The sequence below is a fragment of the Bryocella sp. genome, assembly GCF_058498515.1.
The window spans coordinates 26,955-38,161 of record NZ_JBMHYI010000017.1 but is presented as its reverse complement, the minus strand read 5'-3'; the positions used below and the strand labels follow the sequence as shown (position 1 = coordinate 38,161).

Here is an 11,207-nt window from a genome sequence, read left to right as displayed (position 1 = left end):
CGACAACTCCCTCTCGAATATCCGGGCCGAAGGTGACAACGCCAAGATCGCGCAATAAAACAGGTGTCCCATTCTTGCTGCCAACGGCAACACTCTGGAGGTCTTTCAGCGAGTGAAGGTAGGCAATTTCTTGAGAATGGAATACAGCGTCGACCTGGGGAAGCAAAACCAATTGTCTCTGCGGAGAAATGCTTCGTGCGACTCCAGAAGGCGACGTTGACCAGCCCGATGAGCGCGGGCACTTCTATCAGTGGTCCCACGACACGGACGAACGCTTCGCTAGAGTTCAACCCAAAGACGGCAACAGCAACCGCAATGGCCAACTCAAAATTGTTGCCCGCTGCCGTAAAGGAAAGTATCGCCGACTGCGCATAGTTGGCACCCAACTTCTTTCCCATCCAGAAGCTCACAAGAAACATGATGATAAAGTAGATGATCAGTGGCATTGCGATCTTCACAACGTCGAGCGGCAAGCGGACGATCAGGTCACCCTTGAGCGAGAACATGACCAAGATGTTGAAAAGCAAAGCGACAAGTGTGATGGGGCTGATGCGTGGGATAAAGCGCGTCCGATACCACTCCTCTCCCTTGAGCCGGATGAGGGCATACCTCGTGGCGAAGCCAGGACGAAAAATATTCTCATCGGCAACGTGCTCCTCTTCGCTGATGGTTCCTTCGGTGCGGGGTCCCTGCTGGCGTCCTTGTGATGCTTCTCTTCACCACCAGATAGAGCATCGGCAGAAGCATCCTCGGCATGCTTCGTCTTTTTCGGCTGTACCTGAAGGGTTTGCTTCTTATGCAGCTGCGCCACGGACAACAGTCATGCGGGAGGCCGATACTGACCGTTCTTCGCCGACTCATGCAGCGACAGTGTCTGCAGCGCTCCCGTAAATGCAAAGAAGATCACCGCCGGAGCCGTAAACGCTCCAAGATAACGGTGCAGGATCCGGACAGACCTTAGTATTCCGTCAATCATTGGCACATCAACCTCATTCTCGTGAAGCAATTTGTTGCTGTTGTGATCCAGCTCTATGGGTTCGCTCGATAGACCAGCGTGCTGGCATCAATATTGCCGCTCTTTGGGTGCGCCACATACAACCGCTTCAGTTCGGGAACGAAAATCGAGGTCTTCCCGCCGATCGTTTTCATGTTTGCAAATAGCCTGTAAAAATCAGCCGAATCCTGATGGAAAACACTAATGCCCTGGGATCCGGTGACATAGATACGACTCATCGCTGGATCCCACGAGAGGTCGTCGGAGTTATCCACTGCATCGAGTTCTTTCACGAGTTCTCCCTTAGCCGTATCGAAAACATAGAGGCGACCGGGAGTGCGTCCTGAGACGAATAAACGCTGTGTGGTAACGTCGAGGGCCATCGCTGTGTTGCGATTCATATCTGGCGTCACCCATGTACCCACAACCCTGTTTGTCTCCAGATCCACGACCCCAATCTGCTTGCGGTCACGGATGTTCACAAACATCCGGTGGTGGCCCTGGTCAATAGTCATCGCTTCGATGTTGTCACCATCGATCGGAATCTCTCCGACCTTCTTATGGTCGACTACAGAGATGATCGAGATAACGGAATCCTTCCTCTTCTCCTCGCGCCCGCCGTTGCCGATATAGAATCGCTTGGCCGCGGGATCATAGACTCCGGAGTCCGCACCAGGGCGCAGGGGGATGCGGTCGACGCGATGCATATCTTTCGCGGAAAGAATGATGCAGGATGCATCCTCTCCGTCTGTCACGAAGATCTTATCGGTCTCAGGGACATATGCCAGCGTGTGCGGGGCCTTGAATCCCGCGATGCTTCGCAGATGCGCCCCTGTTTTCAGATCGAATACCTCAAGCGTGTGATTCTCCTCCGCTGCGGAGAAGAGCCAACCCCGCTTGAGATCGTAGGCAAAGTGATCAAAGTCCCCATCCACCCCAGGCAATCTGGTTTCCATTACCTGGGTAAGCGGCGCTTGTGCTTCCGCAACAACGGCGGAAGCACAAGCTGTCATTAATAGAACTAATGCCGCCCAACGGCGAAAATGAAATGGCATAAATCTCCTGGATAGAATGCTCGTGATGGGGACTGCAAATATGCCTTGCGCTTACTTGTCGTTGATCTGGAAGGTATCCTTGTGCTCCCACGCCGCTATTGATGCCGCGGGATCGACGAGGCGATACATCCTGCCCTCCACACCATCTTTATTCAGAGTGAACTCGACAAAGTGGTAGTTAGGAAACGCATTGTCCTGGTAGAGGTCTGCCGGTTTGCGCTCCACGGGAACAGGCTTGGCGGCGCCGCCTCCAGAGACGAAATACACCACGACTCCGTGCGAGAATCGCTCGTAGTTATGAATGTGGCCGGCAATGACAACGATCTTCGCTTTCATGTCTGGCGCCACAGACTCTAGAAAGTCACGGAGACCGATCTCGTTTGGCCTCGGATTGTGGCTCACATTGATGTGTGTCTGGAAGTCCGCAACAGGAGGATGATGCAGGCTGATGAACACAAAGCGTGTTGTGTTCGGAACGTGCGCAAGCTGGTCACGCAACCATCTCCTCTGGTTGCTGCCCTCTGCGAGCGAGGTGTCGCTATCAAGGGCGATCGTATAAACGGATGCGCCCAACTCCACGGAGTACCAGCGGCGGTTACGCATCTCCGGGAATGCCGCCCACCAGTGCTCGAGCGCAAGGTGTGGGTCCCCGTGAAATTCATGATTGCCAAGCGCGGGATAGATGCGAAGATTTTCGTCACGCCAGACCTTAGTCTCCTCGCGGTACACGGCATAGTCGTTCGGTACATCACCGCTGTACGGAACATCTCCACTCATCAGGACAGCCGAGGGATGTTCGGCAGCGATCTTCTGCACCAGCGCGCGACGTGCCTCGGGACTTGTGACATCGTGATTGTTTGGATCGGTGAATCGCTGATCGCCATACGCGATCACACGCACGGGCTCCTTCAACTCCGACTGAGCTACCCGGAAGCTCGGCCCCGGCTTACTGATCATCGAATCCGTCGAGATGTCTTCGGCCTTCGGACCTTTGTACTTCCCGTCGTCTTCCTGCGCATGCAGCGTCAACGCGGCCAACAAACCTACTGCTGAAAGATACCGTCTTGCAAACATGTGAGCCTTCCATTTCATGCTTCCCACGTAACGGGAGTGGTCCATCGGATGTAAGGGTGAAACAGCGGGCCGCACAGGTTCGCGCGACCCGCAATCCAGCCAGTTAGAAGTCGACCTTCAAACTGAACTCAAGGTCGCGCGGGCCGCCAGATCCCGCCGTGTTCTTGTTGTAAGCGGAGGTAATGACGCCATAGTTGTTGGGGTTGGGAACGCTCGTAGGAGCAGCCCAGCTAACCGCTGGCTTGCCATACTCTGCCACGTTGAAAACATTGAACGCTTCTGCGCGGAACGTGGCGCCAACCCGCTCCGTGACCGGGAACCGCTTGCTCAGTGCTGGATCGACCTGCCAGTGGCCAGGACCACGCACCGCATTTCGCGGCAGGTTGCCCCAGGTCCCGTTAGCGGGAGTCGAAAGCGCTGCATAATTCAGCCAGTTCCTTGGTGTGCGGTTGGCAGGATACAGGTTCGCTCCGGGGACCCTGTTCGGACGCTGGCTCTTGTTGAGTTGATCAGGAAGGGCGCTGGCAGAACGGCTCATGGTGACATTCAATGGAAGGCCGCCACGCGCCAAGCCGAGCGCGCTCAGCTGCCATCCGCCCACAAAGAAATCCTCGATGCGGGAAGAGTTGCTGAAGAACTTCCGACCGTGTCCCAGAGGCAGCTGCCAGATCATGCTGGAGGAGAAGTAGGATCGCATGTCCTGGTCGCTGTTCGAGCGCTCACAGCGCAGACACGACTGGTTCTGCGGAATGTCCGCTTCGCCGCCGCCAAGGCCGCCGTTATCGATCGAGTGAGCCCACTCATAGTTCGCGGACAAGTTGAGACCGTTCGTCACATTGCGTTGCACGCTAGTTTGTAGGGCGTTTGTGCTCGCATGATTGAACGTCCCACGGTAGTCGATTGTGGAGTAACCGGCGATGGGTCGCTTGCCCGTGGCGGGATTGATGCCATTCAGAGTCCAGTCGGAGAAGACATGTGCTGCGCTGGTCCCAAAATATGCAAGCTGGAAAATCGTTCGCGGCAACAGCTCGTGCTGCACAGAGACTGTCCATTCCTGCACCGCCGTATCTCTGCGATTGATCGGATCGCCCGACGGGCTGGAGCTCCCACTGGCCGCGGCCGATACCGGCGATACGGGATAGCTTAGGCCCGGTACCTGCGTCTGGTTCAGCGTGTACTTTTGCGAGGTAAGGTTCGATATCGGAGCGCTGAGGCCACCGAACTGGCCGAAGCCGTAGTAGATGCCGTAGCCCACCCGGAGGACCATCTTGCCCTGGAGCTGTGCGGGCGACCACGCAGCGCTCAGGCGAGGCGAAAAATCTGCCAGGTTCGGGCTGTACCATCCAATGTTGTTGGGGCAGACCACGTTGGGACAGTTGATCGGATCAACGTTGATTCCCCGGCCAAGCTCCTCATGGTCAACGCCGAAGTACTCGTAACGCAGACCAATGTTGAGGTTCAACGTGGAACTCAACTTGTACTGGTCCATGATGTAGCCGAAGTACTCGGTCATACGCTGACCGGTCAGCGGCACGGTGCCATTGTAAGTATCGGAGTCGATCAGGTTCTGCAGGAAGGTCGTCGTGCTGACGTACGCCAGGGTGTCGTCGGGGCTGTTCGGCGAAGCCTTGTTCTCTTCCACCCAGCGCGCAGTAACGCCAGCCTTTAGCGCGTGCTTGCCGACAAGAAAGCTAAGGTCGTCCACAATCGTGAACGTGTTGTCATTGCGAATTGAGCCGCTCGGATTGCCGATGGAGGTAAAGGGAGAGATCTGCAGTGCGAAGGCGAACGGTGTGGTCTGTCCCTGCTGGAAGGCGTCGCGATTGAAGCCGTAGCGGAAATCATTGAAGATGCGCGAAGAAAAGGTGTTCTGAATTCCGATAATCGCGTTGGGTGCCGCCACTTTGGTAAAGCCAGTCGATGGTGGCAATCCATCCGGCGCGTTCTGATAGTACTCATCCGTATCGAAACGGAGGAATGCCGTCATCTTGTCATTGATGTGCCAATCGGCGCGAAACAGGCCCGCGGTCTCGTTCGTCGTCTGGCGGCCGGTACCGATGTATTGCATGGATTGCGGGCTGATCGTGATATTGCCCAGCGGATACGCATTGATAAGAGGAGCGAGTACCGGCTGCTGTGCCGCAACCTGCGCACGAAACGCCGGACTCGGCACGGTGCCATTGATCGGCTGATTCAACACCTCACGAACCGCTTCAAAGTTCGCAAAGAAGAAGAGCTTCTTGGGAACAACGGGGCCACCAAGGTTCGCACCGAAATTGTTGCGGCGCAATGCTGGCAGGAAACCTCCCGCATAGTAGGGAGTGGCGTCAAAGTAGTTGTTGCGCAGGAACTCCCATGCCGCACCATGAAACTTCGCTCCGCCCGTACGGGAGACGACCTCGATCTGGCCGCCGGCAGTCCCGCCTTGGTCCGCGCCGTAAGCCACACCGTTTGCGCGAAACTCTGCAATCGCTTCCGTGGAGATCTGCAGATGCAGATCCACCTTGTTGTATTGATGATTGATGCCAGAGGCATCCACGCCGTCGAGCTTCCAGGTGTTGTCCTCGGCGGATAGGCCCGCGAAGCGCACATCCCCTTGCGTACCCGTGCCGGAGTCGATTGCGCCGGGTACCAGCGAGACAAGTCCCACAAAGCTGCGGCCATTGAGCGAGAGGTCGCGGGCCTGGTTTCCATGCACCACGCCGCCAATCTCCGCAGAGCTCTTGGATAGGTCCGAGTCAGTGACCGTCACCTGTTCGGTTGCGCCCTGCACCACAAGCTTTACATCGAGCGTGCGCGTCTGGCCGACATCCAAGGTGAGGGTTTCCGTCTTGACCGCGTTGAACCCCGGAGCTCCGATGGCTACGGTATAGGTACCGGTGTTGAGTGATGTCACGGTATAGACGCCAGCACTGTTAGTCTCGGTGTGGCGCACCAAATCGGTTGCAGTGGAAGTTACGTCGATGGTCGCGCCAGCGACCTTGCGTCCAGACGGATCGACCACCGACCCGGTGATGGTGGCCCGATCCGTTTGTGCGAAGACTGGCATGGCGTACAGCAAGAGGAGCAGTAGAAGCTTTTTCACGAGTGTTTCCTCCGTGCGGTGATGGGGCTGCTTAGCGGTACAGGGCTTTCTTGCTGGGAATCTGGCGCTGTAGATCATCTCGAATCGCAACGCCGATGCGGATGGCTTCCTCTTCGTTGTTGGCTTTCGAGTACGGGACCTCCATCACGACGAAGCCTCCTTCGAGGTCGCGACCCTTGGCGTCGGTCATAGGGATCAACAGGTCGAAGGTCTTGTCCTTATCTAGACGAACAGCGACAGGCTTGCCGGTAGCGAGCTTCTGCAGATCGGCCGGCGACGACTTCTTGCCGTTCTTCGAAGGCGTGATGTTGGCGATGATTACGTTGTCCGTCTCACCGGGAGGCACAGCATGGATACCGAGCTTCACGATCTGGTCGCCGCGTGACTCCTTCTCTTTCATCACCAGCGACTGCGCAAGAGGAGCATGCACATGCATGTAGGTCGAAGGGTCCTGCGCAGCGGCCTTCGCGGGGGCATCCTGACCGAAAGAGCAAGCGGGAGCCGCCAGCAGTAAGAGAGAGCACGCGAGCACATTCGGGAAGAACAACGATTTCATGATGAGATCTCCGGGCTAAGATTTGCCGTGCAGACGAGCCGCATTGCGGATCCGAATGAGATGCATCTGCTTGGCGTTGATGCCATTCAACCGCGCTGGCCTTAGATGGGCCTTAGAGGAACGGCCCTGTCACCGGCTATTCACCACACTGACGCAGTCATTTCACAATCGCCTCTGTTAACTGAGTAACGATGAATGTGTTGGTGGTGGAAGACAATAAGCGCCTTCGGGCGATCCTTCAGCAGACTCTGTTCGAGGATGGCCACACGGTCACGGCGTCAGACCGTGGCGATGCGGGACGCGAGCTACTGCTGAGCATGCCCTTCGATATTGCGGTCCTGGATGTCATGCTTCCAGGAATGGATGGGTTCACCCTGCTCAAACAGGTTCGAGACCTTGGCTGCCGCGTGCCCGTGCTGATGCTGACAGCCCGGGACTCCATGGCCGACGTTGTGCATGGACTCAACCTCGGCGCGGATGACTACCTGACAAAGCCCTTCCAAATACAGATCTTTACAGCGCGAGTCCGGTCGGTGGGACGTCGCGGCCCCGCCGTGCAACCTACCGTGCTTACCGTTGGCGATCTATCTCTCAACACATCGGGGCGGACGCTGCATCGTGCTGGAATAGAGATCCCTCTGATGCGCAAGGAATTCGTATTTCTTGAGCTACTGATGAGCCATCCCAACCAACTCGTAACCCGAGACCAGTTGCGTGGCGCTGCATGGCCGCAGGACGCAGAAGTCAGCGATGGCAACGTGGACTTCTACATGCACAGGTTGCGCTCCAGGCTGGACAAGAAGGGTGAGGTGAGCCTCATTCGCACGGTCCGATCCATGGGGTACAGGATGGTTGTTCCACGATGAGAATCAACTTCCGTGCGCTTCGAGTAAGGCTGTTCCTGCTTTATGTGGGATTGGTAGCCTTCTCGATGTCGTGCCTTGGCTGCTTTTCCTACTGGTATTTGACGAAGATGCTGGCGAGCGCGAGAGAAAGCACGATGGTCGCTCGCGAGGATCGTATCGTCGCATACATCGACTTATGGCCCCACAGCGACAGCACCCTTTCCATGTCGCAAAAGCTGCATCAGTTGAGTATCGGGATCAACGGAACCGATATCATCCAGGTAAATGACCTGAGCGGGACACCTATCTATTCCACTCCGGGACACGATGACCTGAAGGTACCTTGGCCTAACCAATCCTGCGAACAGCGATGCGTTGGACTGGAGCATCGGGATGGCCACCTGATTCGCACATTGCACCATGTGGTCAAGATAGACGGACTCCCCGTAAGACTTTCGCTCTCTGGAACCATCGACGAGCACGCCGATATTCTGCGACGAGTTCGCAATTCGTATCTGCTTTTCTGTCCCCTGCTGCTTATCGTGTCCGCGGCTGGAGGATATGCCTTGAGCCGCCGCGCCTTAGCTCCCGTGGACCGGATGATCGCTAAAGCTCGGACCATTGGCATCGAGGATCTCACCGGCCGTCTACCAGTGCCGGACACCAGCGACGAACTGCAACGATTGGCGGAGAGTTGGAACGAACTTCTGCAGCGCCTGGAATCTGCCGTCGCGCGCCTTACTCAGTTCACAACCGACATCTCGCATGACTTGAATACGGCCATCGCGGTCATACTTTCGACCGCCGGCCTCGCTCTTTCTCGGAGACGTTCGTCGGATGAGTATTGCGCGGCCCTGCGCAGCATAACTGTGGAATGCGAAGCCACCTCGCAACTGCTCAAAGACGTGCTGTCTATCGCACGGGCGGATCTCCCGTCGCGTCGTATCTCGGAACCCGTGGAGCTATCGGCGCTTGTGCAGGAGGTCGGCCAGCAGTTCAGTGGTCGAGCTCATGTCAAGCAACAGCAGCTCGGACTTACAGTGGAACCTGAAGTCTGGGTCTTGGGCGATGCCTCCCTTCTGCGTCGGATGGTGTCGATTCTGCTGGACAATGCGATTCGATACACCCCTGAGCACGGATCTATCTCACTGAGCCTCATGCAACACCAGTCGGGCACCGAAATCGCTGTGCATGATACGGGCGTGGGAATTTCGGCTGAAGAGATGGCCAAAATCTTCGATCGCTTTTACCGGGGCGATCCCTCTCGCTGTCAAGAGGATGGCGGCAACGGACTCGGACTTTCCATCGCGAAGTGGGTGGCTGAAACCCATGGGTCCAGCATTACAGTGCAGTCCATTCCTTCCCAGGGAAGCACGTTCCGCGTATCACTGCCGCCCCTCTCCCGCAACAGCCTGATGACTTAGGCCCAGGAGAGGCCTCGAACCACCGGCCGCCAAAGTCCAGACGACGGTGCGTTACGGCTCAGTCGGAGCGAAATTGAGTACATTTCCAGAGCGGCTGGAACCCAGAGACCGGCGCTGGCCAGGGGCCGCTTTATTGCTTTAGAAATACTTTTTGCCGGCTGCAGTTACCCGTCATGGAGCCCATTCCGACCACTACCAGAAGGCGAAAATCAGCTTTTATAGGAGTCTAAATCGGAAGCAGTATACGATGTTTTTGTTATAAATAGCGCAGGGTGACACACCTATGAACATAGAGTCGATCCTCGCTAAATTTTGCCGATGACGACAAGCAAAGCCACGCAGTTCTTGCCTGCGCGGAGGACTTTCGCCGGAGGCAGCCCGTCAGAGAGTGTCACGACGTGGGTAAACCGTGAGAACGCTTCATGGTTGCCGTTCCCTAAGCGGGTGCGGTTTATTTATCTGGATTCCCAATTTGGTCGGATAGGTACTGGTCAGCACTCATCCAAATTCATTCGGGAAGCAAATCCGATAACGACAGTTGAGCAATCGCAAAATGAAGACAGCCCCTTCGCGACCATGGCGGCCACGATGCAGCAAGAGTATCTATCGGAGGAGCTGAAGTTGCACCGGAGTTTGCGACGGAGATCGGCTTCCGCTCTCACTGTTGCCGACGACGGTGGACTGCGGCGGCTTTCATGGAAGGGCGGGTGCTTGCGCCATCTTTCTCAGCTTACGAACCAGAATCGGAATGGTCTTTGGGTGCCGTTCACGGTGGTAGGCAAGTGCCATATCGACGGTCCAGTCCACACCGAGGATGCGACGGGTCGTAAGCGCTTCATCCAACGGCATGCCTTCACGGATGAGAGCCATCCCATAGCCATCTTTCACGAGAGCTTGCATCTCTGTCGGATGCGAGCCACTCGAATACTCCTCGATCTGTAGTCCCGCATCGTGAAGAAGTTCCATCAGACACGCGTGCGCCTCGGGGTGACGATTCGGGTGATACAAGATGGTGAGATTGCCCTGCAGATCGCCGACCTTGATCGCTGCCCTTTCGGCGAGCGGACTGTCGCGACGCATACAAACAACAAGCCTATCCTGGCGCAGGTCCCGCACACAGATCGGGATGTTTTAGCGGGAGAGTGACGAGCGCCGCATCCAATTCTCCGGCAAGAAGGGCTTCCGCAAGCTGGGTAGTCTCTCCGTGTGAACGCCGCACACTGCAGCTTGGCAAGAGCTCTTTGTGCATGGAACAGAGTTGACGAAAGAGCTCGTTATCCGCGAGTGGACTGGATCCAAGACGGATTACGTCAATCTCCCCACGCTCGATAGCGATGATGGCGGCGATCACCTCATCTCGAGCTTCCAAAACGGACCTGGCCAGGGGGATGAAGGCGAGGCCCGTTTCCGTTGGGTAGATGCGTCCATCCTTCGCTTTTCGATAGAGGTTCACTGAAGCGTATTGCTGGAACTGGCGTGCCTGGACGGTGAGGTTGGGTTGAGATGTGCGCAGGTAATCCGCAGCAGCTCGAAAGCCCCCTCGAATTCCTCTTGATGAGCATACGGCGAAAGACCTGATGGCCTGGTATCAGGCGACACCGTTCCGAAACCCGAAGATTTCGTGTTCGCGACAACGAGCAATCTGCGGGAAAGAAGCGCGGAAAACAGCCGATTTGGCTGTCTACCGTCATGCGGTACCACATTCAACCCGTAGTTAAGGAACTCGGCATCAACAAGCAGGTGAGCTGGCATACGTTCCGCCGCACCTACTCGACGCTCCTGCAGGCCAATCGAGAGGACGTCAAGGTGGTGCAAGAACTGCTGCGGCACGGATCGACGAAGGTCACGCTGGACATCTATACCCAGGCTCAAATGCCGGCCAAGCAAGAGGCACAGCGGAAGGTCGTCGTGATGATGCGCACGGAGGCGGTCCAGTCCGTAGCTCTGGGTGCATAATCCGAGGGTCCCCGATGGGTCCCCGGCGTTTTGGGGTATTTTTCGCTAAGTCTTTTGGAATGTTTGGCGTCCCCGACGGGATTCGAACCCGTGTTACCGCCGTGAAAGGGCGGTGTCCTAGGCCACTGGACGACGGGGACGCTGGCCGCCAGCCGCAGGACGCGGAAGGCGCTCGATCCAGTCTACTAGGGTCGAGCCTCGGAATCAAAGGCGCGTGG

The 11,207-nt window shown here is 56.7% G+C and carries 9 protein-coding genes, 1 tRNA gene and 1 pseudogene; 4 read left to right on the top strand and 7 right to left on the bottom strand.

Annotation, left to right across the window (positions count from 1 at the left end; genetic code table 11):
* Nucleotides 1–188: 188 nt before the first annotated feature.
* Nucleotides 189–707, top strand: a complete 519-nt coding sequence (locus AC5E6W_RS04870; protein ID WP_491751138.1) for a hypothetical protein — start codon at nt 189–191, stop codon at nt 705–707.
* Nucleotides 708–820: 113 nt separating this feature from the next.
* Here AC5E6W_RS04870 and AC5E6W_RS04865 read toward each other — a convergent pair whose 3' ends face one another.
* From AC5E6W_RS04865 to AC5E6W_RS04845, 5 genes are all read right to left on the bottom strand, one after another.
* A complete protein-coding gene (locus AC5E6W_RS04865; RefSeq protein WP_491751137.1) occupies nt 821–976 on the bottom strand; it encodes a hypothetical protein in 156 nt (51 codons plus the stop codon).
* Between the two features lie 53 nt (nt 977–1,029).
* Nucleotides 1,030–2,049, bottom strand: coding sequence for a YncE family protein (locus AC5E6W_RS04860; protein WP_491751136.1), 1,020 nt, complete (start codon nt 2,047–2,049; stop codon nt 1,030–1,032).
* A 51-nt stretch (nt 2,050–2,100) separates the two neighbouring features.
* Nucleotides 2,101–3,123, bottom strand: a complete 1,023-nt coding sequence (locus tag AC5E6W_RS04855; protein WP_491751135.1) for a metallophosphoesterase family protein — start codon at nt 3,121–3,123, stop codon at nt 2,101–2,103.
* A 103-nt stretch (nt 3,124–3,226) separates the two neighbouring features.
* A complete protein-coding gene (locus tag AC5E6W_RS04850; protein WP_491751134.1) occupies nt 3,227–6,208 on the bottom strand; it encodes a TonB-dependent receptor in 2,982 nt (993 codons plus the stop codon).
* Nucleotides 6,209–6,239: 31 nt separating this feature from the next.
* A complete protein-coding gene (locus AC5E6W_RS04845; protein ID WP_491751133.1) occupies nt 6,240–6,764 on the bottom strand; it encodes a hypothetical protein in 525 nt (174 codons plus the stop codon).
* Nucleotides 6,765–6,955: 191 nt separating this feature from the next.
* On the opposite strand from AC5E6W_RS04845, the gene AC5E6W_RS04840 reads away from it, so the two are divergent.
* Nucleotides 6,956–7,630, top strand: a complete 675-nt coding sequence (locus AC5E6W_RS04840) for a response regulator transcription factor (RefSeq protein WP_491751132.1) — start codon at nt 6,956–6,958, stop codon at nt 7,628–7,630.
* The gene (locus AC5E6W_RS04835) at nt 7,627–9,033 is read left to right on the top strand and encodes an ATP-binding protein (RefSeq protein WP_491751131.1); all 1,407 of its coding nucleotides are present in this window, start codon (nt 7,627–7,629) and stop codon (nt 9,031–9,033) included. Before AC5E6W_RS04840 ends, AC5E6W_RS04835 begins: the two co-directional genes overlap by 4 nt.
* 693 nt (nt 9,034–9,726) lie before the next feature.
* On the opposite strand, the pseudogene AC5E6W_RS04830 reads toward AC5E6W_RS04835, so the two are convergent.
* Nucleotides 9,727–10,384, bottom strand: a pseudogene (locus AC5E6W_RS04830) (LysR family substrate-binding domain-containing protein).
* A 338-nt stretch (nt 10,385–10,722) separates the two neighbouring features.
* Between AC5E6W_RS04830 and AC5E6W_RS04825 the strand changes: the two are divergent.
* A complete protein-coding gene (locus tag AC5E6W_RS04825) occupies nt 10,723–10,989 on the top strand; it encodes a tyrosine-type recombinase/integrase (RefSeq protein WP_491751130.1) in 267 nt (88 codons plus the stop codon).
* A 64-nt stretch (nt 10,990–11,053) separates the two neighbouring features.
* Here the strand turns inward: AC5E6W_RS04825 and AC5E6W_RS04820 are convergent.
* Nucleotides 11,054–11,129: transfer RNA gene (locus tag AC5E6W_RS04820), tRNA-Glu, on the bottom strand.
* Nucleotides 11,130–11,207: the final 78 nt, after the last annotated feature.

Excerpts from the sequence above, each read along its gene's own strand:
- AC5E6W_RS04860 (WP_491751136.1), bottom strand. The coding sequence starts at position 2,049 with ATGCCATTTCATTTTCGCCGTTGGGCGGCATTAGTTCTATTAATGACA.
- AC5E6W_RS04825 (WP_491751130.1), top strand. The coding sequence starts at position 10,723 with ATGCGGTACCACATTCAACCCGTAGTTAAGGAACTCGGCATCAACAAG.
- AC5E6W_RS04855 (WP_491751135.1), bottom strand. The coding sequence starts at position 3,123 with ATGTTTGCAAGACGGTATCTTTCAGCAGTAGGTTTGTTGGCCGCGTTG.
- AC5E6W_RS04845 (WP_491751133.1), bottom strand. The coding sequence starts at position 6,764 with ATGAAATCGTTGTTCTTCCCGAATGTGCTCGCGTGCTCTCTCTTACTG.
- AC5E6W_RS04870 (WP_491751138.1), top strand. The coding sequence starts at position 189 with ATGCTTCGTGCGACTCCAGAAGGCGACGTTGACCAGCCCGATGAGCGC.
- AC5E6W_RS04840 (WP_491751132.1), top strand. The coding sequence starts at position 6,956 with ATGAATGTGTTGGTGGTGGAAGACAATAAGCGCCTTCGGGCGATCCTT.
- AC5E6W_RS04835 (WP_491751131.1), top strand. The coding sequence starts at position 7,627 with ATGAGAATCAACTTCCGTGCGCTTCGAGTAAGGCTGTTCCTGCTTTAT.
- AC5E6W_RS04865 (WP_491751137.1), bottom strand. The coding sequence starts at position 976 with ATGATTGACGGAATACTAAGGTCTGTCCGGATCCTGCACCGTTATCTT.